This window comes from Paenibacillus sp. B2(2019) (assembly GCF_008370385.1).
Lineage (GTDB): Bacteria > Bacillota > Bacilli > Paenibacillales > Paenibacillaceae > Paenibacillus_AQ.
Map to the genome: position 1 here is coordinate 190,855 of NZ_VTZR01000019.1, position 23,632 is coordinate 214,486.

The window sequence follows — 23,632 nt, forward strand, 5'->3', positions numbered from 1 at the left end:
TCCTTAGCGGTGCAATTCAAACATAGCGTGCAGCGAACGCAGGGACTGCACCATATCCTCTTTCTTCACCAGCACCCAAATCGTTGTATTCGAATCTGCAGATTGGAGAATCTGAATATTTTGTGAGCTAAGTGCCTCAACGATACGCGCCATAATACCAGGTACACCATTAATTCCGCCCCCGATAACGGAAACTTTTGCACAACCTGATAAACTCTTAGGACGCAAGCCCAATTGCTGAAGAACTGAGATGGCCTTTTCTGATTTGTCATCGAACACAGTATAAAGAGCTTCAGTAGGTGTTACATTAATAAAATCAACGCTTATTCCGTTGTCGGCCATACTTTTAAAAATTTGCAGTTGAACGCCCGTACCATTTCCATCTGGACACTCCACAGAAATCTGTGTGACGTTGCTGACATAAGCAATCCCTGTTACGAAGCGATCTACAATGCCGCCAGACTGAATGTCGTTGAATCCTTCAGGATTCGTAACCAGCGTACCTTCATTCTCAGAAAATGTTGAACGAACGCGTACTGGAATTTGTGCCTGCATAGCAATCTCAACCGCACGTGGATGGATCACTTTTGCTCCTTGATGAGCCATATTACAAATTTCTGTATAACTAACATACGTTAGCGGTTTTGCATCTTCAACGATCCGCGGATCTGCTGTAAGAATCCCGTTAACATCTGTATAGATATCAACCATATCTGCATGAAGGGCAGCACCCAGTGCAGTCGCAGAGGTGTCACTTCCTCCACGGCCCAAAGTCGTCAAATCACCAGCTTCAGTCTGTCCTTGGAACCCGGTCACTATAACTACTTTATCTTCACGCAGTTCGCGAAGAATACGTTCAGGACGTACATCTAGAATTCTTGCATTGCCATAGTTGCTATCTGTCATAAAACCAGCCTGAGCTCCCGTTAGTACCGTAGAAGCAATCCCTTCATTCTCCAGCAGGCCACAAAGTGTAGTAGCAGAGATAATCTCACCACAGCACATCAAGAGATCCTTCTCACGCTCTGGGAGTGAATCTCCATTCTGAACAGCCCAATCCAGCAGAGTATCTGTTGCATAAGGTTCTCCGCGTCTGCCCATTGCCGAAACGACAATGACCAAACTATAGCCGCTAGCGAGCTCCCGTTTGACATTACGAATGACGTGCTCTCTAGCTTGTGGTGTTGAAAGTGATGTTCCTCCGAATTTTTGTACCAGAATACCCATGTATAATTCCTCCATTATTGTCAAAGCAAACACACTAATCGTTCGTAAATAGAACTCATTTCGTCTCTAATGAGAAATTCCTTTACAGTACGTAAGCTTATTTCTTAAGTAATTTTCTTTTATTTTGAAAAATGGTTGTACCGCCCTCGAAATGAGGACGGTAGCAGTAAAGCTTATATTTTTTGGTGGCAATGATCTCAGCAATGGGTTTAGCAGATCTTGGCTTTGAATGTTTACGACCGTATCTATTGATTAAGAAGTAACTCCGACCAAGGCGGCATTTAACTTCTCATTGCTCATTTAGTGCATCTCCCCTTTTTATGTCCGCAACTAGCTCCACCGATTCCGCCCTATTCTAGACGGAATGAAACTTTTCAATAATCATCGGCTGTAGTTGTTTACCTTGCAAAGCGGCATAGCAAGCTTCTGGGATAAGATCCATACGCGCTACTAACGAATTAGGTTTGCCCTCAGGGTTATCCTGTCCGAATGGCACAAAATAAATATGTTTAGCCACTAGAAGCTTTGCAATATTTGCGGCATTAAGACCTAAGCCATCATTGGTAGATATCGCGAGAACAAGTGGACGTCCATTGCGCATCTGCGATTTTGCAGCCATGAGCACTGGACTATCGGTCATAGCATTTGCCAATTTACTCGTTGTATTTCCAGTGCAAGGTGCTATCGTCAGCACATCCAGCAGCTTGGAAGGACCCAGCGGTTCCGCTTCAACAATTGTAGAAATGATATCATTACCTGTTATATCTTTCAACTGTTTTAGCCAATTTTGCGATGTTCCAAAGCGGGTGTCGGTGCCTAGTACGGATGCTGAAACTATGGGCACAACGTTTGCTCCTCCATCTACGAAGCGTTGAATTTGCGGCATTACCTCCGCAAATGTGCAGTGAGATCCGGTAATCGCATACCCTACTGTTTTTCCGTGCCAATCCATTTTATTCGTCCCCCTTGATTAAAGCCTCGTCCGATATCGACTGAACCAGCGCATTTGCCATAATAATCCCAGCGCTTTTAGGAGCTACAATGCCAGGGAGTCCAGGTGCCAGCATCGCTTTAATTCCTCTTTTCTCAGCATAACGAAAGTCACATCCACCTGGAGCGGAAGCCAGGTCGACAATTAAGCAATGCGGTGAGATACGTGAGAGTACTTGTGCGGTGATGATCATACTTGGAATCGTATTAAATATCAGATCAACATCCGGCACATGAAGCAACAGTTCACTGGTCATAAACGGCTTCCAGCCCATTTCCTCAGCACGTGCATAATGTTCCTGTTTTCTAACACCGGCTTTGACACTAGCACCCAATCCTTGTAGACTTCTTGCCATTGTAAAACCCGTTCTGCCCAAACCGAGTACCATCGATTTGGAACTGTGAATGGTAAAATCCGTGTTCTGTATGGCCATAACCAGTGCCCCTTCCGCTGTTGGGATGGAGTTGTAGATGGCTACATCGTCACGATTAAGCAATTCAATTAACTTTAACGAATGCTTGGCGCACATGCCGCGTAAGTAGCTTTTAGCCATACCGCTATACACCAAACAATGGGGTGGCAGAGCAGCAAAATGTTCCTCCAAGAGCATTAAGCGTTCAGAAGAAAATAGAGCACTGATATTCCCTTCATCATCACAACCAACCGTAGGCAACACTAATACATCTGCATTACTAAGCAGCTCTACCGTCATCTGTTCCAGGCTCACCCCTGGGCAAGGGGCATCCCACTTATCGAACCCGGCAGCGCTTACCGTCGCATCCAATTCCACACATTTCCGAATCACTTCAAGCTGTCTCGCGTCCCCGCCCAGGAACACGATCCTGACGCCAGTAAGCATAGGGATGACGCTCCTTTCAACATACACTATCGACTATAGAGCATCTTATGCTGGGCATTCTTAATGGGTGAAAAGCGGAGAAGAATTACCATGCAGCTTAAATGTGAAACTTATAAATCGCCATATTTAAACGAAAAAAAAGCTCGCGAATCACGCCGACTAGGCATAAATTCGCAAGCTTTTTAATAAGTCATATTATTTGCCAGTGTGACCGAAGCCTCCGGCTCCACGTTCTGTTTCGGATAAAGCATCTACTTCAACCAAAGTGACCACTGGAACCGCTTGAAATACCATTTGGGCAATGCGCTCATTACGAGCGATAGCAAACGGCTCTTGCCCTAGATTGATCAACAACACTTTGATCTCTCCACGATAATCAGCATCAATCGTTCCAGGTGTGTTCAAACACGTAATCCCATGCTTCAAGGCTAGTCCACTTCGTGGACGAATCTGAGCTTCTAATCCGTCTGGCATAGCTAATGATATGCCTGTTGGAATTAATGCACGTTCTCCAGGTGCAAGCACGACTTCGCTATCAACTGCGGCATATAGATCATACCCGGAAGCCTGTTCTGACATTTTACAAGGAAGATTAACATCCTCGTTTCCAGCTAGTTTATTGATTTGTACGTAATAAGACAAGATCATCTCTCCTAACATTTGCAATAGCTTTATCTGTTGAACCTACCATCGCTAAAGAAAGCGGCTCAGCAAACATATTATCAAGCACACTGTTGATATTGTCCATCGTTACTAACTGAATCTTGGCGATCATATCGTCTAATGTGTTATGTTTTCCGAGCATAAGTTCATTTTTTCCGATTCGATTCATCCGGCTACTAGTACTCTCCAGGCTAAGAATAAGGCTACCTTTAAGCTGCTCCTTGCCTTTTCTCAGTTCATCTTCACTAAGACCCTCAGTAGCAAGTTCGTACATCATTTCCTTAATTAGCTCCGTTACATCCTTAGTTTGCTTCGGTGCTGTTCCAGCATAGACCGTGAACAAACCAGAATCCGCTTGAGAACTGTGGTATGAATATACAGAATAGGCTAGACCACGTTTTTCGCGAATCTCTTGGAACATCCGTGAGCTCATACCGCCGCCAATGGCATTATTAATAAGCACCATAGCATATTGCAATGGGTCGCCAGAGCGGACCCCTGGTAGGGAAAGACAGATATGATTCTGTTCTGTTTTTTTGCGGTGAAACAACAAGTCCCCATAATAATCCGGTGGAGTCAACGGCGCAGATGTGCCATGATTAGCAAAAGAACCAAAATGCTGCTCCAGCAGCTCAATCAATCCATCGCTGATGTTCCCAGCTACACTAATTACCGTATTCTCAATCGTATACTGCTCCTTCATGTAGGCACGAAGATCATCCGGCTTCATCTCCATCAGCCGTTCCTTTAAGCCAAGGATAGAATACGCAAGCGGATGATCCTTGTAAGCAGCAGCACACATCAAATCATGCACAAGATCGTCTGGTGTATCTTCGCACATAGAAATTTCCTCAAGGATGACGTTCTTTTCTTTCTCCAGCTCTTCAGCATCCATACGTGAACGGAAGAACATATCTGCTAACACATCTACTGCGATAGGCAGATGTTCATCCAGTACTTTTGCATAATAGCAAGTATATTCCTTAGAAGTAAACGCATTTACATTGCCGCCAATAGCATCGAACTGTTCGGCAATATCTTTAGCACTATATCGGTCCGTACCTTTAAAAAGCATATGCTCTACAAAATGGGATATCCCGTTGTTTCCAGGGTGTTCATTCCGCGAACCTGTCTTCACCCATATTCCAAATGAAACGGACCGGCCGGTCGGAATTTTTTCCATCACTACTCGTAATCCATTGGATAATACTATTTTTTCCACTTCATGTCCTCCTGGCAATAGCCATGTTCTATCTAAATTAATACACGTGCCTATAATCCTACCAGAAATAGATCACTCACTCAACATCAGAGGGGATTAGACGCTCCGCTGACAGCGTTTGGCTAACTGTTCCTAGCTGTAACCCTTTTGCCTTTATCCCGCGTATCATGGCCTTCAGCGCCTTGGAGGATGAGGCAGTAGGATGCATTAGAACAAGCGTGCCGGGTTCAGCTTTGCTTGTGATTTTAGCAACTATAGATTCAGGAGAAGGATTGCGCCAATCCACCGTATCTACAGTCCAGAGTACAGTCTTTAAGCCCAAGCTGCTAGCGATTTCTACTGTCTCTTGATCGAAATCACCAGATGGAGGCGCGAACCATTTATTAGTGACTCCAAGCGATTCCTTTAGCAGCTTTTGCGTCTTCTCAATCTCAACGGTAGCCCGCGCTCGACTTAAAGTACTCATATTGGGGTGGGTATAGGCGTGATTCTCCATCTCATGACCACGCTTTAACATTTCTGTAGCAAGCTCTGGATTCTTACTCAGCCAGCTTCCATCCAGAAAAAACGTAACTTTCACGTTCTCTTCATCCAAAATATCCAGCATTGGCACGATATACTGATTCCCCCAAGCCACATTAATCATCAGTGATACCATCGGTTTCGCCGGATTTCCTCGATATATAGGTTCTGCTCCCAGTTCATTTAACGATACTTTTGGTTCGATCTGCCGATACACTAACTTTATGGGTTCTTTTGGTGCCAAAAGAGCATTCCGATAGGTACTCTCTACATCAATCTCAAGTCCGTTATAACCCGGAATGGCTTTCCACACCCGGTCAACCACTGCATCCACTGGAGGTGCATTTAGCTTGGCCGCGGCGGTCTCAATCCTCAGACGAAGATCGTTGTTCGCCGCCTTAGGGATATCCATCCACACCGCAAGATCATCCTGCGGCTTCAATTGCGCAAGCATGTCCTTGACTGGTCCCTGTGTGCTACCAATTCCTATCACGATTGCTACACAAGCAACCACTAATGCCACTTTTTCCGTCTTCATGACGACTTCCTCCCCGGTAGAGACGAATTTCAGGTTCGTTCCACACGATTACAAAGACACTTTGTCCCAATCTATGAGACAAGGAAGGAATTTATGTCATGAACAGATACAAGACTAATATACAGTTTTCCAGCTTCGTTCATATAAAAAAAGAGCCAGAACGCAAATCGCTTCTGTCTCTTTTAATAATGAAATTAGATCCCTTTAGTAAAGGTTATTACTAAGATCAATCTTACGCTTTAGCTCCAGTTTCCGAAGTCAACACTGCTTTACGAGACAGGTTAACCCGGCCTTGTGGATCGATCTCGGTAACTTTAACGGTAATGGTGTCACCAATAGCAACAACATCTTCTACCTTAGCCACACGCTCAGTAGACAATTGGGAAATGTGTACCAATCCGTCTTTGCCCGGAATAAGTTCAACAAATGCACCAAATTTCTCAATACGTCTAACTGTACCCACATAGATTTCTCCGACTTGTACTTCACGCACAAGACCTTCGATAATCGAACGAGCCTTTTGGATCATTTCTTCATCTGAAGAACCGATAAAGACACGGCCATCTTGTTCGATGTCGATTTTCACGCCGGTTTCTTCAATAATTTTATTGATAATCTTACCACCAGCACCGATAACATCACGGATTTTGTCCGGATTGATGTTGATAATAATGATTTTTGGAGCATATTTGGACAGATTAGGTCTTGGCGCAGAGATCGCTTCATTCATTTTGTCCAAGATGAACAGACGGCCTTCTTTAGCCTGTTGAAGTGCATCTTGAAGAATGTTGCGGTCGATACCTGCAATCTTAATGTCCATTTGAATAGCTGTAACACCTTCTGCTGTACCAGCTACCTTGAAGTCCATATCTCCGAGATGATCTTCCATACCTTGAATATCCGTCAGGATGGAGACATGATCTCCGTCTTTGATCAGACCCATTGCTACTCCGGCTACTGGTGCTTTGATTGGCACACCAGCGTCCATCATAGCCAGAATGCTGGCACAGATACTTGCCTGGGAAGTAGAACCGTTAGATTCAATCGCTTCTGATACTAGACGAATCGTGTACGGGAATTCAGTTTCACTAGGAATTACCTTGGATAATGCACGTTCTCCAAGTGCTCCGTGACCGATTTCACGTCGTCCTGGTGCTCTAAGCGGACGAGCTTCCCCTACGCTGAACGGCGGGAAGTTGTAATGGTGCATGAAACGTTTCGTTTCAGTAGGATCGATTCCGTCGAGGATTTGTACATCACCTAGAGCTCCAAGGGTACAAACGCTAAGGATTTGTGTTTGTCCACGTGTGAACAGACCGGAACCGTGTGTACGCGGCAACAGGCTTGTATCACATTCAATCGGACGGATTTCATCAAGTTTACGTCCATCTGGACGAACCTTATCATGCGTGATTAGACGTCTTACTTCATCCTTCACGATATCATGTAGGACTTCTTTAACATCTTTCAGAAGCTCCGGTGCTTCTATGTACTTCTCTACGAAATACGCAACCGCTTCATTATTAACGACATCAATCGCTTCCTGACGAGCATGTTTTTCAGCAATTTTAACGGCTTCCACCAGACGAGCCTCAGCAAATGCACGGACCTCAGTATTCACGTCAGCATTCACTGCATGCAGCTTCACAGCCATTTTTTCTTTACCAGCCACTTTGACCAGTTCTTCAATGGTTGCAACGATCTTTCGGATTTCATCATGACCGAACATAATCGCTTCGAGCATCACATCTTCCGTCACTTCGTTCGCTTCTGCTTCAACCATCATGATTGCTTCCTTCGTTCCAGCAACCACTACATAGATATCACTGATTGCTTGCTGAGCCATATCCGGATTGATCACAAACTCTCCATTAATCCGACCTACAGCAACGCCGCCAATTGGTCCATCAAAAGGCACATCTGAAATACTAAGTGCAGCTGAAGTACCGATCATAGCAGCAATATCTGGTGCGCAGTCCTGATCCACACTCATTACCATGTTCAATACCTGAACATCGTTACGGAAACCTTCAGGGAACAGTGGTCTGATTGGACGGTCAGTCAAACGGCTGGACAGAATCGCTTTCTCACTCGGTCTGCCTTCCCGTTTAATAAATCCGCCCGGAATTTTACCTACCGCATATAATCTTTCCTCATAGTTAACTGTAAGCGGGAAAAAATCCAGATCCTTCGGCTCTTTCGAAGCCGTAACGGTACATAATACCGAAGTATCCCCATAACGCACCATAACGGCTGCGTTTGCTTGTTTAGCTAGTCGGCCCGTTTCCAGCACAAGGCGTCTTCCGCCTAGCTGCATTTCTACACGTTTTTCCATAAATACCTCCTTGAATAGTAGTAGACCCGCAGTCAAATATTGCAGGTTCACATATCGATCTAATGAATCGGAAAGGCTTGTCCCCAAGCTAAAAACGCCTTCGGCGTCCTTATAAGGACGGTAGCGTTTATGCGAGAATTATAAGGATAAAGTATAGCATGAAACTTATACTTTCTTATAATTTAAGGTATGTAGCCTGTTCTGTATACATATAAGAAGAAACGGCTAAGTCTTACAGATGATGTAAAGTGGCCGTTTTTACGAATAATCTCATCAGTCTTGCTATAAAGTTTTCCCTAAATTTTCAAAAAGCAACCCAGCTGTCCCGCTGTCGCTCCGAGAAGGACATACGGTATACAACCAGGCTGCTTTAAGGGTTATCTTATGGAAAATTAACGACGCAATCCCAGTCTTTCGATCAGGGCGCTGTAACGTCTGATGTCTTTGTTTTTCAAATACGCCAGAAGTTTACGACGTTGTCCAACCATTTTCAACAATCCGCGACGGGAGTGATGATCTTTCTTGTGCGTACGCAAGTGGTCAGTCAAATTAACGATGTTCTCCGTTAGGATAGCAACTTGCACCTCAGGGGATCCAGTATCGGATTCGTGAGTTTTGTGCTCGTCGATCAATTGATGTTTACGTTCTTGAGTTAATGCCATCCTGTTCACCTCCTTCAATATAATCGCCATTAGCCTCGTCACCGTCGGTGAGAACGTGCAACCAAGCTAAGGTTATGGTGCTGTAAGCCAGCAACGTTTATTAGTATAGCATCTCCATTAACAAAAGTAAACGGCTTGTCCGGGATGACTATAGATTATACCCCAAAATCTTCTTCGCGGTTTCTGCATCCTCACCGATTTGAGTAATCAATGCACCAATAGATTCGAATTTTCGTTCAGGACGAATGTAAGATACTAACTCTACCTTGAGCTCTTGATCATACAAATCACCTTCGAAGTCAAACAGATGGACCTCAAAGCTTGGCGTCAATACACCCTCATGAAAGGTAGGTTTAACGCCCACATTCATAACCCCGTACAAAACTTTATCCTTATAAAAGACTCGGACCGCATATACACCTTTAGTCGGAATGACAAAATGAGCACTGAGCTTCAAATTCGCCGTTGGAAAACCAATGGTGCGACCTCTCTTCTCACCATGACCCACTTCACCGCGCAGATAGTAGCAACGTCCGAACCAGGAGTTTGCCAGCTCTAAATCCCCGTTTTGGAGACTTTTACGAATGCCGGAGCTGCTGACCTTCTCACCATCTAGCAGAAAAGGGGGAGCAACCTCTACATTCATAACACCTTCACCCAGCTTGCGAAGCATCTCAACATCGCCTTCACCTTGATAACCAAAACGAAAGTCAAAGCCGACAACTGCAGTTACAATATGTAGCGGTAAAAGCATAACAGAGACAAAATTCTGTGGACTTACACGGGAAAGCTGCTCGTTAAATTCAATAACATATAAGATATCGACACCCAAACTAGCAAGAATCTCCTGCTTTTCTACGGGTGGCGTCAAATACCCTTCATAATCACCCTTACCCATAACATCTTTAGGATGGGGATGAAATGTAAGGACTGCGGCCGGCACACCTTGTTTACGGGCTAGGGCCACAGCGGATGTAATGACGCTAGCATGTCCACGATGCAATCCGTCAAACTGCCCTAGAGCAGCCACTTGAGGCTGAGCCCACTCTGCAGCAGTCTCCGGAGACATCGGATAGGTTAACGTTACGGTTCTCACGCTGTTTCTCACCTACAATTCACTTGGTAAAATTGATTTAAGCTTGTGCAAATACCTTCACTGGAGCAATTGCACCTGTATCTTCCAATTCATAAATGCCAAGAAATCCACCTTGAAGATCGTATAGCCGAAATTGACTGTTCGTCTTCACCTCTGGAGCGATAAATCGTGAGGACAAACGCTGCCCCTGCAAAGCTGCCTTCTTTTTCTCATCCATTACAGTGTGCTTTGGCATATGAGAAATGGCTTCGTCTGCAGCGATTAAATGATCTTCCAATGTTCCGGCTTCTTTGTGAATCGCAATATCCTCTAGCGTAAGACAATGACTGGCAGAAATCCCTGCCGACATCGTTCTCTCTAGTTTCACCATCACACCCGGCAGTCCAAGTGCTCGTCCGATATCGACACAGAGCGTACGAATGTACGTCCCCTTGGAGCAAAGCACCCGGAATGTGATATCGGGATGATTGCCTTCCCAAGTCATGTCCGTCATTTCAATTTCATAAATCTCTACTTCACGGCTTTTACGTTCAACGGTTTTACCTTCTCTTGCTAACTCATAAAGACGTTTGCCGTCAACTTTAACCGCAGAATACATCGGTGGAACCTGAGATATAACCCCTTTAAATGAAGCAAGCACTGATAGAATCTCTTCTTCAGTTACATGCACCTCATCTACAGTTTCTATAATAGTCCCAGTTAAGTCCTCAGTATCACTGGACATCCCTAGTCTCAGTGTTGCCACATATTCTTTAGGCAACTCCTGAATATACTCCACGACACGAGTAGCACGGCCCAGACAAAGTGGCAGCACACCTGTTACCTGTGGATCAAGCGTTCCCGTATGTCCGATCCGTTTCATGCCGAGAATACGACGTGCCTTGGCCACAACATCATGTGAAGTGAACCCGGCTGGCTTGTAAACCGCCAGTACACCTTCTAATTCACTCATAAATGACGTCTTACCTCCTCAAGCACCTGCGCTATTGCCGTTTCGAGTGTAGCTTCTATACGCGCACCTGCAGCACGGGTATGACCGCCACCTCCAAACGTTTGCGCGAGATCAGCCACGTCGACCTTACCCGCAGAACGCAAACTAACTTTAACCGCATGTTCATGAATGACTTTGAACAGAATCCCTACTTCCACACCTCGAATATTGCGAGGGTAGTTCACGAGACCTTCTAAATCTTCATTAGCAGCAGCACATTCAATCATATCCTCCGGTGTAACATAGAGCCAGGCAATATCCCCTTCGGGTGATAATTGAAGAGTATTTAACGCTTTATTTAAAATTTTAATCTGCGGCAATGTCATTTCTTCAAGTAATGTCTCAGCCAGTTCAGGACCGTTAACGCCATAAGAAAGCAGTTCAGATACGGCTGCCATTACTTTTGGTGATGTATTGGTATATCGAAATCCACCAGTATCTGTCAAAAGACCTGTGTATAAAGCTGTGGCGATATCAATGTCCCATTGAATCTCGAACGTCTTCAGCAGATCGAACAAAATTTCCGCAGTCGCAGCAGCATCCGGTTTTATTAAATTCACAAGTCCATAACCGTTGTTAGTGGGATGATGGTCAATGTTCAGGATTAGAGCATCCTTCGCAAAATAGCGATGAGTCAGTCCTACTCGCTGAAAATCAGCACAATCCACACAGATCACATTGCTGTATTGACGGGGCGGCTCACTAGAGGCCATATTGATGATCTCATCCGAATGCCATAAATATTCCATCCGCTTCGGTATCGGTCCTTCATTCAGCATAGTGTATTTTTTGCCCAGACATGAGAGAAGCCAGCCCACCGCTAGGGTGGAGCTGACTGCATCTCCGTCCGGCTGAACATGCGACACTACAAGGTAATCGTCGTGTTCCAGCAGAAACTCACGGGTCTGCTGGAGACTTTGTTCATAGCTCTGCATTCGCCGTCTCCTTTATAAAGGTTGTTCAAAATAGCCTTGAGCTATTTTGAACTCCTTTTATTACCTATTTCTAATCGTTCTTATGAAGCTCTCCAAGAAGTTTCTCAATGTGACTGCCATAAGCGACAGATTCATCGATCTTGAAGATCAGTTCCGGTGTATGCCGAAGGCGAATCGCCTTGCCAAGCTCGGAGCGAAGAAAACCATTAGCTTTCTCAATCGCTTTAAGGGAGCCTGACTTCTGCTCTTCATCCCCGAACACGCTTAGGTATACTTTCGCTTGCGACAGATCGTTAGTCACGTCTACGCCAGTTACAGTTACAAAACCGATTCGAGGATCTTTCAGTCCGCTTTGGATAAGTTGACTAAGCTCTTTCTTGATCTGCTCGCCCACTCGTCCTGCTCTAATTTTAGACATCTATATTCACCTCTTCGCTTAGCGCTCTACAGTTTCCATAAGAAACGCTTCGATAATGTCGCCCTCTTGGACGTCATTATAGCGTTCCAAAGTTATGCCGCATTCATAACCTTGCGCCACTTCTTTGGCATCATCTTTAAAGCGTTTCAAGGTATCAACTTTACCTGTAAATACAACGATTCCGCTACGGATCAAGCGCATTTCAGCATTACGGGTAATTTTACCATCAATTACCATACAACCTGCAATGGTACCCACTTTACTGATTTTGAAGACGCTACGTACTTCAGCGTGACCGATAACGTTCTCTTTATAGATAGGATCAAGCATACCCTTCATTGCACTTTCGATTTCCTCGATTACATTGTAGATGATGTTATGGAGACGAACGTCTACTTTTTCTTGTTCAGCAGCTGCCTTGGTTTGAGCGTCCGGACGAACGTTAAAGCCAATAACAATAGCATTAGATGCTGCTGCAAGTGTAATATCGGATTCCGTAATGGCACCAGCACCGCTGTGAATGATCTTCACGCGGACGCCTTCCACTTCGATCTTAGCCAGGGAACCTTTAAGTGCCTCGACTGAACCTTGTACGTCAGCTTTAATGATAACGTTAAGGTCTTTGATCTCGCCGTCTTTAATGTGCTGGAACAAATCATCCAATGTTACACGGGTGTTCGTATTCAGCTCAGATTGACGTTGGGATGTGGAACGTCTATCAGCAATCGCACGAGCTTTACGCTCGTCTTCGAAAGCCATAAACGGATCGCCAGCTTGTGGTACCTCAGTCAAACCAGTAATTTCTACTGGAGTGGAAGGTCCAGCTTCCTTGATCTTACGTCCTTTATCATTAACCATCGCACGTACACGTCCGAAGCAGTTACCTGCTACAAATGCATCGCCGACTTTCAATGTACCGTTCTGTACCAGAACACGTGCAACTGGTCCACGATTCTTATCAAGCTCAGCTTCTATAACCGTACCGCGTGCCCGTTTGTCAGGGTTCGCTTTGTACTCATTTACTTCAGCAACGAGCAGAATCATTTCCAGCAGTTCTTCCAAGTTAATACGTTGTTTTGCAGAAAGGTTAACGAAGATGGTATCTCCGCCCCACTCTTCAGGAACGAGTTCATAGCTTGTAAGCTCTTGCTTCACTTTGTCAGGATCTGCACCCGGCTTGTCGATTTTATTAACAGCGACAATAATCGGAAGTCCAGCAGCCTTAGCGTGTGCAATAGCTTCAACGGTCTGAGGCATAACACCGTCATCAGCAGCAACTACGATAATAGTCATATCTGTTACCTGTGCACCACGAGCACGCATAGCAGTAAATGCTTCGTGACCAGGTGTATCTAGGAACGTGATTTTCTTCTGGTTGATTTCAACTTGATAAGCACCGATATGCTGTGTGATTCCGCCTGCTTCGCCTAGAGATACACTCGTCGAACGAATGGCATCCAGCAAAGTAGTTTTACCGTGGTCAACGTGACCCATGATCGTAACTACTGGAGGACGTGACTGAAGTTCTTCTTCAGCATCATTCTCTTCCACAGTTTCAAAGCTATCCTCATCAACAGGAATCTTCACTTCTACTTCTACGCCGAATTCAGCAGCGAGTAGCAGGATGGTGTCGATATCCAGCTCTTGGTTGATGGTTGCCATAACACCCATAGAGATCAGTTTCTTAATCACTTCAGAAGCGTCTTTGTGAAGCAATTTTGCTGTTTCACCAACAGTCATGCTACCACGAACGATAATCTTCTTAGGTGTGTTATCGATCTTCTCACGGTGAACCATTGGCTGATTCTTGCCGCGGCCATTCTTACCACCACGACCGCGGTAGTTACCGCCTTTGCCATCATCAAACCGTCTATTGTTCGTATTTGGTCTACCACCAGTTGCGTTCTTCTTAGGACCTCTGTCGTCACCGCGTGTGAAGCCACCGCCAGTGCCAGATTGACCTTGTGGGCGGCTGTCAGTGCGAGGTGCACTGCTTTGTCCTTGCGGACGGCTGCCAGTATTGCTTCCTTGTGGACGGCTACCACCGGTATTACTACCTTGCGGACGGCTGCCACCAGTGCTGCTACCTTGCGGACGGCTACCACCGGTACTGCTACCTTGTGGACGGCTGCCAGTATTACTACCTTGCGGACGGCTGCCACCAGTGTTGCTACCTTGTGGACGATTGCCGCCTGTGCTACTTCCTTGCGGACGGCTTCCGCTAGTACTGTTAGTACGTGGAGCTCCGCTTTGTTGCGGACGTGCATTCTGCGTTGAACCTGTTGTTGTTCTGCGGGAATCTTGTCCGCTTTGGGGCCTTGGGGACGTCGTCGATTGGTTGTTGTTTTGGTTACTGTTCATACCTACCTGCTTTTCCTGTTGATTTTTGTTGGCATTCTGAGCACTTTGGGGTTCGGCAGTTACCGCACCGGTTGTCACCGGACGGCTGCTAGAGCTGGTATCCCGTTTGGCTGCAGCGTTCGACTTGATATCCTTGAAGAATTGCTCTACTTTGTTCACGGAACCGTTCTCCATGACACTCATATGATTATTCACAGGGACATTCAAACGCTTCAGAATTGTAATAATTTCTTTACTGCTCATGTTTAGTGACTTGGCGTATTCGTACACGCGCAATTTATCTTTGTTCTCTTCTTTAGTCAATAAATCCACCTCCGACAGTATCTCCGAGTTGCTTGGAGATCATTTCCGCGAATCCTTTATCCGTAATGGCCAGTACTACACGCTGGTCTTTACCAATACTTGCACCGAGGCTGTCTCGGTGAAATGCGATTACTAGTGGAATATCGTAGGTTCCGCATTTATCACGGAACTTTTTTTGGGTATTATCTGAAGCGTCACCTGCCAGAACGACCAGCTTCGCCTCTGAAGACCGTACAGCTTTGAGTACAGCCTCATCGCCGGTGACTATCTTGCCTGCTCTCATGGCAAGCCCTAAATAAGAAAGCGCCTTACTCATTATCCTCACTATCCTTTGCTGCTAGAAACTGCTCTTCCACGGAAGTAAACTCCCGGGCAAGCTGGTCATAGATTTCAGGACTCACTTGACATTTCAAAGCGCGGTCAAGTGCTTTATTCTTCTGTGCCAGCTTAAAGCATTCAAGCTTGCCGCATATGTAAGCACCACGGCCTGACTTCTTACCTGTCAGATCAATCAGTACTTCGCCCTCGGGCGTTCTAACCACTCGAATCAGCTCTTTTTTCGGCATCATCTCTTGGGTAGCAACGCATTTGCGCAGCGGCACCTTTCTTTGTTTCATACATACGCCTCCCGTCAAGCAGGTTAATTAATCAATGGAGACGGAATCCTGATGCATTTCATCAATAGAAGTTCTCGGTCTACCGTATTCCTGCTCCGCTTGACTTTCACTCTTGATATCAATTTTCCAGCCGGTAAGCTTAGCGGCAAGACGTGCATTTTGCCCTTTAATACCGATAGCCAGTGATAATTGATAATCAGGAACGATCACCCGTGCCATTTTCTCTGCTTCAAAGACTTGAACTTCAAGCACCTTAGAAGGGCTGAGTGCATTAGCGACATACTCCTGCACCAGATCAGAGTAACGGACGATATCGATCTTCTCGCCACGAAGCTCAGTAACGATGGTTTGAACGCGTGTTCCTCTTGGGCCTACGCAAGAACCAACTGGATCCACTTCCGGATTGCGGGAATACACAGCAATCTTCGAACGGAAGCCAGCTTCACGAGCTACGGAACGAATTTCAACTACACCATCAAAAATTTCCGGAACTTCTAGTTCGAACAGACGCTTCAGCAATCCGGGATGACTGCGGGACAGCATAATTTGCGGTCCTTTAGTGGTGTTCTCAACTTTAGTGATATAAGCCTTGATACGCTCGCTTTGTTTAAACTTCTCACCTGGCATCAATTCACTAAGCGGCAAGACCGCTTCGATTTTACCAAGATCAATGTAAATGTTCCGCATATCTTGACGTTGTACAAGTCCTGTTACAATATCATCTTCTTTGTCAATAAAGGCATTATAGATGAGTCCACGCTCTGCTTCGCGAATCCGTTGTGTTACAACCTGCTTTGCAGTCTGTGCAGCAATACGCCCGAAATCACGTGGTGTTACTTCAAGCTCAGCAATGTCTTCAAGCTGGAAATGCGGGTTAATTTCTCTGGCTGCCGGCAATGAGATTTCAGTCCTTGTATCCAGGACCTCTTCAACAATTAGCTTGCGGGCAAACACTTTAATGACACCTGTGTTGCGGTTCATGTCAACACGCACGTTCTGTGCTGCATTGAAATTACGTTTATAACTAGAGATCAGCGCCGCTTCGATCGCTTCGAACAGCACATCTTTACTGATGCCTCTCTCCCTTTCCAGCTCATTCATTGCTTCAATAAACTCCATACTCATGAATTTCCGGCCCCCCTTTCAAGACGTTAAAAAATAATGGCCAATCTCGCGCTTGCGACTTTGGCGTACGGTACTACATGTTCTTTTTTGCCCGCGGAGATGAGCAGTTCCTCGTTCTCGAACGAGAGCAAACGACCTTCAAATTCTTTGAGTCCTTGAATCGGCTCATAAACAGTCACATACACGTCCTTACCTACCGCTTTAGCTACATCCGCAGCCTTTTTGAGAGGACGCTCTGCTCCCGGTGAGGAAACCTCAAGGAAATATGCCTCAGGGATAGGATCATTCTCATCCAACTGCTGACTGAAATATTCGCTAATGCTTCCGCAGTCATCAATATCAATGCCGCCTTCTTTATCTACGAATATACGCAGAAACCAATTGGAGCCTTCCTTCACGTATTCAACGTCCACCAGTTCGAAACCATTGTCGTCGAGATAGGGCCCGAGCATCTGCTCTACCGTTTGTTTAATTTTAGATTTGGGTGTGCTCAAAAGAAAATTACCTCCACGAACTTGTCTTTTGCTATATACCAAAGATAAAGAGTGGGTTTCCCCACTCTTTACACAACGGACTTATCTCATTATTACCAAAGAAATTATACCATAGTGAGTCTGGACTGACAAGTGCTAGCCCTTGACTCCCCCTTTGGAGCTCTCTTTTCTAGCCATGAAATAAGTGTTGTTAAAGCCTTTAAAATAGGGAAAGTTGATTGCTCTCCGGTAAGCCGCGGAAGCAGCCCATATTGGTTAGCAGCTCAATAACTGTCTTACTCGCCTTGGATTTTTGCTGGAAATCCTCAATAGAAAGGAACTCCCCGGCATCTTTCGCAGCGGCAATGTTGATAGCAGCATTCTCACCAATTCCCGCTAATGCGGAAAACGGAGGAATCAAACTCTTGTCATCAACAATAAACTTATTCGCTTCCGAACGGTAAAGATCAATGTTTTTGAATGTAAACCCACGTGCCGTCATCTCCAAAGCCATCTCAAGGACAGGCAACATAGCCTTTTCCTTAGGCAAAGCTTGAAATCCTTTTTGCTCAATTTCTACGATCTGACGGTTGATCGCTTCATATCCCTTACAGCACAATTCAATATCAAAATCTGCTGCACGTACAGAGAAATAAGTCGCATAATATTCAATAGGATGATACAGCTTGAAGTAGGCGGTACGCACTGCAGAAATTACGTATGCAGCAGCATGCGCCTTCGGGAACATGTATTGAATCTTCAGACAAGAATCAATATACCATTGTGGAACCTTGCACTTTTTCATTTCCTCGATCCATTCGTCAGATAAACCTTTACCTTTACGAACACTCTCGGTAATTTTAAAGGCCAAGCTCGCATCCATTCCCGCTTTATAAATTAAGAAGAGCATGATGTCATCCCGACAACCGATAACGGTCTTAATGTTACAAGTGTTATTCTTTATAAGCTCTTGCGCGTTACCAAGCCAAACTCCAGTACCATGAGACAAACCTGATATTTGCAGTAAGTCAGCAAAGCTGGACGGTTTCGACTCAATAAGCATTTGACGTACGAACTTGGTACCCATTTCGGGCACACCATATGTCGCAACCGGTGATCTGATTTCATCAGGTCTCACTCCAAGTGCATCTGTAGAGTTAAACATGCTCATTACTTTCGGATCATTCATCGGGATAGAAGTTGGATCAACACCTGTCAAATCCTGCAGCATCCGCATCATCGTCGGATCATCATGACCCAGAATATCAAGCTTCAGCAAGTTAGCATCAAAAGCGTGATAATCAAAGTGTGTGGTCTTCCATTCGGCATTGACATCATCCGCCGGGAATTGTACTGGCGTAATATCTTCTACCTCCATATAGTCTGGAACAACGACTATACCACCCGGATGCTGTCCCGTACTACGTTTAACGCCTGTACAGCCGGCCGCCAGACGGCCAACTTCAGCTCCTCGCCAACGTTTCTGGTGAAGTTCTTCGTATTTTTTTGCAAATCCGAAGGCTGTCTTCTCAGCCACGGTACCAATCGTTCCGGCACGGAATACATTTTTCTCACCAAACATTTCTTTGGTAAAGTTATGTGCATTCGGCTGATATTCCCCTGAGAAGTTCAAGTCGATATCGGGAACTTTATCCCCTTTAAATCCAAGGAAGGTCTCGAACGGAATATCCTGGCCTTCACCTTTGAGCTTCTGACCGCAATCCGGGCAGACTTTATCTGGTAAATCGAATCCGCTACGCACACTACCGTCCAGGAACCATTCACTATGGCGACACTCGGGGTTTAGGCAAATATAATGCGCAGGCAAAGGATTAACTTCTGAAATTCCAAGAAATGTAGCTACTACAGAAGAGCCTACAGAACCCCGCGAGCCTACGAGATATCCATCTCGATTTGATTTTTTAACGAGACGTTCAGAAATCAAATAGTTGGCAGAGAACCCGAATTTAATAATCGGTGCAAGCTCTTTCTCCAAACGGGCAATAACTACTTCAGGTAGTTCTTCGCCATAAATGGATTTGGCAGTGTTATAACAGGTCTCGCGAATTTCTTCGTCCGCCCCTTCAAGAATTGGTGTAAATAGCTTATCTGGAAATAGCTCCAGCTCTTCAAAACGTTCTGCCAGCTCAACTGTATTTGAAACCACGACTTCCATCGCTTTTTCAGCACCGAGAAATTCGAATTCAGACAGCATTTCATCCGTTGTGCGGAAGTGTGCATCCGGTTTGCGTTGGTCTTTAAGCGGACTAAAGCCTGTGATCCCATTAATCGTAATATCACGATACAGCTTGTCCCGGGGTTCAAGATAATGCACATTCCCCGTTGCGATAACAGGTTTATTCAACTGTTCCCCTATTTCGCAAACCTTGCGGACTACATCGCGAAGCTCATCAGGGCCTGCTACAAAGCCCTTGTCCACTAAGTGCATGTACATGGTCAATGGCTGAATCTCCAGCACATCATAAAAATGAGCAACCTCCATGGCTTCCTCAGTCGTTTTGTTGAGTACTGCTTCAAAAAACTCTCCACGTTCACAACCGGAAATCACGAGCAGTCCATCTCTATGCTCTTCCAGCTTGGATTTCGGAATACAAGGTACACGTTTGAAATATTCCGTATGTGACATGGAAATGAGCTTATAGAGATTTTTTTTGCCTACTTGATTAAGTGCATAAATATTACAGTGGAACGGTCTTGTGTTCGAAAGATCATTACCCACATAATCGTTTAGTCGATCAAGGCGGGTCATGCCCTTCATCTTTTCAGCATCTGCGAGCAATCCTGTTAATATACCGCCGAGCGCTATGGTATCATCAATCGCACGGTGATGGCTTTCCAGAAGAACTTTATATTTATCGGCTAATGTGTTCAGCCTGTGATTCTTCATGCTTGGATATAGTAACCGAGCGAGCTCAAGCGTATCAAGAGATGGATTCGGAAGCACAGGTTCACCTATTTTACGTAACGAGGCCTGAATAAAACCCATATCAAATCTGGCGTTATGAGCAACAAGGATACTATCACCCACAAATTCAACAAACTTACGCAGCACTGGTTCAAGATCAGGAGCATCCTTAACCATTTCATCCGTAATATTGGTCAATTGCTGAATATGATAAGGGATCTTCTCATGCGGATTAACAAAAGTAGAATAACGGTCTACTTCTTTGCCTTCGCACATTTTAATGGCCGCCAGCTCCGTAATATTATTGCGGGTAATCGATAACCCCGTGGTCTCTATATCAAACACTACATAGGTAGCTGTCTTCAAGTCCAAAGGCTGAGCATTCTCGACAATATTCACAGAGTCATTCACAACATTGGCTTCCACGCCATAAATCATTTTTATCTTATGCTTATGAGCTGCATGGTTCGCATCAGGAAAAGCCTGAACTCCGCCATGATCAGAAATAGCAATCGCAGGATGCCCCCACTGGGAAGCTGTTTTGACATAGGTAGTGATCGGAGTGACCGCATCCATCGTACTCATCGTAGTGTGAAGGTGGAATTCCACCCGTTTCTTAGGAGCCGTATCTTTACGCGCAGGCGGTGCCTTAACTTCCGTTAAATCCGAAGGGATCATCACCAGCTCAGGAATCTGCATAAAACGGTCATATTCAACTTTTCCGCGTGCTCTTACCCATTTACCGTTTGCTAGCTGACTCATAACCTTCAGATCATCTTTAGTCTTCGCGAACATCTTCATTTGTAGAGAATCCGTGAAATCGGTCAAACTGAAGGTGAACAAAGTACTGCCATTGCGAAGTTCCTTACGATCCAGACCAAAAATGGTACCCTGAATTGTAATTTTCTTCTCTTCATCTTGAATTTCAAGAATCGGCACGGCCTGTTCCTTAATTTCATACCCCACTTGAAGCTTAATTACTTCATTAGGATCGCTATCATCAGCAGGAGCTTCTGTTTCTACAGCAGTCATCATCTGCTCAACGATCTCGCGTTGTTCTTGCTGAAGCTTTTGCTGAAATTCTTCGTATGCTTCAACATTATTATTTTCGTTCTCTGCCATTAGCACTTTAACTTTTAAGGAGAGACCGAAATACTTATTATAAAATTTAATAATTGCCCCATCGATGCCTTTTTTACGAGCCAGCTCCATAGAAGTGGAGTCACTCATCGTCAGCATTAAAGTGTCATCTTTAAGCTCTTGGGTAGAACGTGTCAGCCAGCCATTAACCGAAGGGATCTCGCGAGTCACCCACTCCAGAAACAATCCCCAATATTCTTGGACTAGCTCTGCTCTACTAACTTTTTGATCATATACGAATAAAAAGCTTACTTTGGCTATATGCTGTAGCTTCTCGCGCATTCTGAGGCAAAATGTCCGGTATACCTGCGCTGGAACCAGACTTTCTTTCGCAATCACAATTTGCCAGTCTCGGTTACCACGGCTGATCTCTACACGCTCTATATATCCATCTAAAAAGTAGGGATCCATAATTGCAGGTGGAATTTCACCTTGCTTCATCAAGAGCTCGAATCTTTTTCTTCTCTCCTGGTTTTGTTCCATGCTTTCCTCCCACCTTTGATAACTCCGTAAAACACAATCAATGATATTCAGTGAAAGTACAATATGACAAGCATAAACGCCTTCGGCGTCCTTATGAGGACGGTAAGTGTTTATGCGAGAAATAAAAGGATAATTTATTACGTAAGCCTATAAATTCTTATATTTTAAAAAGCTTCTGGATTCAAAAAGCATTGGGTTTTTTCGGCCCGCTGACTCCTCTCTCCAGAAGCTAGATTAAAATACTACAAGACTGTTGATCGGTACCAAAAGATTAATATGCCTTTGCAAAAACCACTGTATGCTCAGCTGGTTTGCCACAGCAAATGCAGACTTGCTTCTTCTCCGCCGGATCGAAAGGAATGTTGCGGCTACCCGCACCTGTCTCTTCCTTAACTTTGGACTCGCATTCTTCGGAACCACACCAGCCAGCTAGTGCAAAGCCGCGTTTTTCTTCCATTGAAGCTTTCATTTCTTCCAAGGAATCTACAGAATAGAAATGGTCCTCACGGAATTTCAGGGCACGTTCGAACATTTCATTATGAACCTGCTCGAGCATTGCTTGTACCTCTTCAACAAGGTTCTCCTGCTGAATTACCTTCTTCTCACCTGTGACACGGGATACGATAACGCAAACGCCATTCTCCATATCGCGTGGTCCAAGCTCCAAGCGCACAGGTATACCGCGCATTTCATATTCATTGAACTTCCAACCTGGCGTTACATCCGAACGATCATCCACACGTACACGAACACCTGCGTTCTTCAGCTCCTTGAACAGCTCGTCTGTCCGTCCAATCACGGCTTCACGAGTTTTAGGAGGTCCGATCGGAATCATAATCACTTGAGTTGGCGCTACCTTAGGTGGCAGAACAAGACCACGGTCATCGCCATGCACCATAATCAACGAACCAATCAAGCGTGTAGTGGATCCCCATGAGGTCGTATGCACATATTCTAAATTATTGTCGCGGCTCAAATACTGGATCTCAAATGCTGTTGCAAACTTGGTACCCAAGTAATGTGAGGTAGCAGCCTGAACAGCACGTCCATCTTTCATCATCGCTTCAATAGAATACGTATCTACTGCACCAGCAAAACGCTCGGAAGGTGTCTTTTGTCCAGTGATCACCGGAATGGCAAGGAATGTCTCGGCAAAATCACGGTAGTTATCCAACATCTTCATGGTTTCTTCACGAGCTTCGGCTTCATTCTCATGCGCAGTATGCCCTTCTTGCCAAAGAAACTCAGTAGTGCGGATAAATGGTAAAGTACGCTTCTCCCAACGAACCACGTTCGCCCATTGATTGATAAGTACAGGAAGGTCACGATAGGACTGAATCCATTTGGAATACATGTGCCCGAACATGGTCTCAGAAGTAGGACGGACAGCCAGACGTTCTTCAAGCACGTCTCCACCAGCCTCAGTTACCCATGGCAGTTCGGGATTAAAGCCTTCAATATGATCCTTTTCCTTTTGAAAGAAACTCTCTGGAATGAACACTGGAAAATAAGCATTACGATGCCCAGTTTCCTTGAGGCGACGGTTCATTTCCTCCTGAATATGCTCCCATATTTCATAGCCCTCTGGCTTAAATACGATACAGCCACGAACAGGAGAGTAGTCCATCAAGTCTCCTTTTTTTATAACATCAATATACCAGCGTGAGAAATCCTCGCTTTGCGGCGTGATTTCCGTAACGAATTGCTTATCTTTTGCCATGTAATGGAATGCCTCCCGAAGAAAA

At 45.1% G+C, this 23,632-nt stretch carries 18 protein-coding genes and 1 pseudogene; all 19 read right to left on the bottom strand.

The genetic code is table 11. The annotated features are described in order from the left end of the window. Nucleotides 1-3: 3 nt before the first annotated feature. Entirely contained in the window at nucleotides 4-1,227 is a 1,224-nt protein-coding gene (gene dapG / locus PAENI_RS17150; protein WP_042189405.1) for an aspartate kinase, read from the bottom strand. 355 nt (nucleotides 1,228-1,582) lie between these two features. Next, a complete protein-coding gene (locus tag PAENI_RS17155) occupies nucleotides 1,583-2,179 on the bottom strand; it encodes a dipicolinate synthase subunit B (RefSeq protein WP_042189406.1) in 597 nt (198 codons plus the stop codon). A gap of 1 nt (nucleotide 2,180) precedes the next feature. After that, nucleotides 2,181-3,077, bottom strand: a complete 897-nt coding sequence (gene dpsA / locus PAENI_RS17160) for a dipicolinate synthase subunit DpsA (RefSeq protein WP_149646125.1) — start codon at nucleotides 3,075-3,077, stop codon at nucleotides 2,181-2,183. A gap of 195 nt (nucleotides 3,078-3,272) precedes the next feature. Then, a complete protein-coding gene (dut, locus tag PAENI_RS17165; RefSeq protein WP_188114606.1) occupies nucleotides 3,273-3,719 on the bottom strand; it encodes a dUTP diphosphatase in 447 nt (148 codons plus the stop codon). After that, nucleotides 3,694-4,962, bottom strand: a complete 1,269-nt coding sequence (locus PAENI_RS17170; protein WP_042189409.1) for a M16 family metallopeptidase — start codon at nucleotides 4,960-4,962, stop codon at nucleotides 3,694-3,696. The genes dut and PAENI_RS17170 overlap by 26 nt, the downstream gene beginning before the upstream one ends. A 76-nt stretch (nucleotides 4,963-5,038) precedes the next feature. Next, nucleotides 5,039-6,022, bottom strand: a complete 984-nt coding sequence (locus PAENI_RS17175) for a polysaccharide deacetylase family protein (protein ID WP_076285434.1) — start codon at nucleotides 6,020-6,022, stop codon at nucleotides 5,039-5,041. Nucleotides 6,023-6,254: 232 nt separating this feature from the next. Next, the gene (pnp, locus tag PAENI_RS17180; protein ID WP_149646127.1) at nucleotides 6,255-8,357 is read right to left on the bottom strand and encodes a polyribonucleotide nucleotidyltransferase; all 2,103 of its coding nucleotides are present in this window, start codon (nucleotides 8,355-8,357) and stop codon (nucleotides 6,255-6,257) included. A gap of 392 nt (nucleotides 8,358-8,749) precedes the next feature. Beyond that, nucleotides 8,750-9,019 carry a 30S ribosomal protein S15 gene (rpsO, locus tag PAENI_RS17185; RefSeq protein ID WP_036656390.1) on the bottom strand — a complete coding sequence of 90 codons (270 nt, stop codon included), beginning with the start codon at nucleotides 9,017-9,019 and terminating at the stop codon, nucleotides 8,750-8,752. 148 nt (nucleotides 9,020-9,167) lie between these two features. After that, the gene (locus PAENI_RS17190; RefSeq protein ID WP_042189412.1) at nucleotides 9,168-10,115 is read right to left on the bottom strand and encodes a bifunctional riboflavin kinase/FAD synthetase; all 948 of its coding nucleotides are present in this window, start codon (nucleotides 10,113-10,115) and stop codon (nucleotides 9,168-9,170) included. A gap of 37 nt (nucleotides 10,116-10,152) precedes the next feature. After that, entirely contained in the window at nucleotides 10,153-11,067 is a 915-nt protein-coding gene (truB, locus tag PAENI_RS17195; RefSeq protein WP_149646128.1) for a tRNA pseudouridine(55) synthase TruB, read from the bottom strand. Then, nucleotides 11,064-12,041 carry a DHH family phosphoesterase gene (locus tag PAENI_RS17200; protein ID WP_149646129.1) on the bottom strand — a complete coding sequence of 326 codons (978 nt, stop codon included), beginning with the start codon at nucleotides 12,039-12,041 and terminating at the stop codon, nucleotides 11,064-11,066. The genes truB and PAENI_RS17200 overlap by 4 nt, the downstream gene beginning before the upstream one ends. Before the next feature lie 70 nt (nucleotides 12,042-12,111). Continuing rightward, a complete protein-coding gene (gene rbfA, locus PAENI_RS17205; RefSeq protein ID WP_042128856.1) occupies nucleotides 12,112-12,459 on the bottom strand; it encodes a 30S ribosome-binding factor RbfA in 348 nt (115 codons plus the stop codon). A gap of 18 nt (nucleotides 12,460-12,477) precedes the next feature. Beyond that, complete coding sequence (gene infB, locus PAENI_RS17210) at nucleotides 12,478-15,123, bottom strand: translation initiation factor IF-2 (protein WP_149646130.1); 2,646 nt, start codon at nucleotides 15,121-15,123, stop codon at nucleotides 12,478-12,480. Then, nucleotides 15,118-15,439, bottom strand: a pseudogene (locus PAENI_RS17215) (YlxQ family RNA-binding protein); the annotation flags it as partial. The gene infB and the pseudogene PAENI_RS17215, both read right to left, overlap by 6 nt. Next, nucleotides 15,432-15,740 carry an RNase P modulator RnpM gene (rnpM, locus tag PAENI_RS17220; protein WP_042189416.1) on the bottom strand — a complete coding sequence of 103 codons (309 nt, stop codon included), beginning with the start codon at nucleotides 15,738-15,740 and terminating at the stop codon, nucleotides 15,432-15,434. The pseudogene PAENI_RS17215 and the gene rnpM, both read right to left, overlap by 8 nt. A 27-nt stretch (nucleotides 15,741-15,767) precedes the next feature. Continuing rightward, nucleotides 15,768-16,865, bottom strand: coding sequence for a transcription termination factor NusA (gene nusA / locus PAENI_RS17225; protein WP_042189417.1), 1,098 nt, complete (start codon nucleotides 16,863-16,865; stop codon nucleotides 15,768-15,770). A 26-nt stretch (nucleotides 16,866-16,891) separates the two neighbouring features. Beyond that, the gene (gene rimP, locus PAENI_RS17230) at nucleotides 16,892-17,359 is read right to left on the bottom strand and encodes a ribosome maturation factor RimP (RefSeq protein ID WP_042128863.1); all 468 of its coding nucleotides are present in this window, start codon (nucleotides 17,357-17,359) and stop codon (nucleotides 16,892-16,894) included. A gap of 199 nt (nucleotides 17,360-17,558) precedes the next feature. Next, nucleotides 17,559-21,887: a PolC-type DNA polymerase III gene (locus PAENI_RS17235; RefSeq protein ID WP_149646131.1), complete on the bottom strand. Its 4,329-nt coding sequence runs from the start codon at nucleotides 21,885-21,887 to the stop codon at nucleotides 17,559-17,561. A 271-nt stretch (nucleotides 21,888-22,158) separates the two neighbouring features. Beyond that, entirely contained in the window at nucleotides 22,159-23,607 is a 1,449-nt protein-coding gene (proS, locus tag PAENI_RS17240; protein WP_042189419.1) for a proline--tRNA ligase, read from the bottom strand. Between the last annotated feature and the right edge of the window lie 25 nt (nucleotides 23,608-23,632).

What these genes read in the sequence shown, in the direction of transcription:
- dapG (WP_042189405.1), bottom strand. Translation starts at nt 1,227, where the DNA reads ATGGGTATTCTGGTACAAAAATTCGGAGGAACATCACTTTCAACACCA.
- PAENI_RS17155 (WP_042189406.1), bottom strand. Translation starts at nt 2,179, where the DNA reads ATGGATTGGCACGGAAAAACAGTAGGGTATGCGATTACCGGATCTCAC.
- dpsA (WP_149646125.1), bottom strand. Translation starts at nt 3,077, where the DNA reads ATGCTTACTGGCGTCAGGATCGTGTTCCTGGGCGGGGACGCGAGACAG.
- PAENI_RS17175 (WP_076285434.1), bottom strand. Translation starts at nt 6,022, where the DNA reads ATGAAGACGGAAAAAGTGGCATTAGTGGTTGCTTGTGTAGCAATCGTG.
- pnp (WP_149646127.1), bottom strand. Translation starts at nt 8,357, where the DNA reads ATGGAAAAACGTGTAGAAATGCAGCTAGGCGGAAGACGCCTTGTGCTG.
- rpsO (WP_036656390.1), bottom strand. Translation starts at nt 9,019, where the DNA reads ATGGCATTAACTCAAGAACGTAAACATCAATTGATCGACGAGCACAAA.
- truB (WP_149646128.1), bottom strand. Translation starts at nt 11,067, where the DNA reads ATGAGTGAATTAGAAGGTGTACTGGCGGTTTACAAGCCAGCCGGGTTC.
- PAENI_RS17200 (WP_149646129.1), bottom strand. Translation starts at nt 12,041, where the DNA reads ATGCAGAGCTATGAACAAAGTCTCCAGCAGACCCGTGAGTTTCTGCTG.
- rbfA (WP_042128856.1), bottom strand. Translation starts at nt 12,459, where the DNA reads ATGTCTAAAATTAGAGCAGGACGAGTGGGCGAGCAGATCAAGAAAGAG.
- rnpM (WP_042189416.1), bottom strand. Translation starts at nt 15,740, where the DNA reads ATGAAACAAAGAAAGGTGCCGCTGCGCAAATGCGTTGCTACCCAAGAG.
- nusA (WP_042189417.1), bottom strand. Translation starts at nt 16,865, where the DNA reads ATGAGTATGGAGTTTATTGAAGCAATGAATGAGCTGGAAAGGGAGAGA.
- PAENI_RS17235 (WP_149646131.1), bottom strand. Translation starts at nt 21,887, where the DNA reads ATGGAACAAAACCAGGAGAGAAGAAAAAGATTCGAGCTCTTGATGAAG.
- proS (WP_042189419.1), bottom strand. Translation starts at nt 23,607, where the DNA reads ATGGCAAAAGATAAGCAATTCGTTACGGAAATCACGCCGCAAAGCGAG.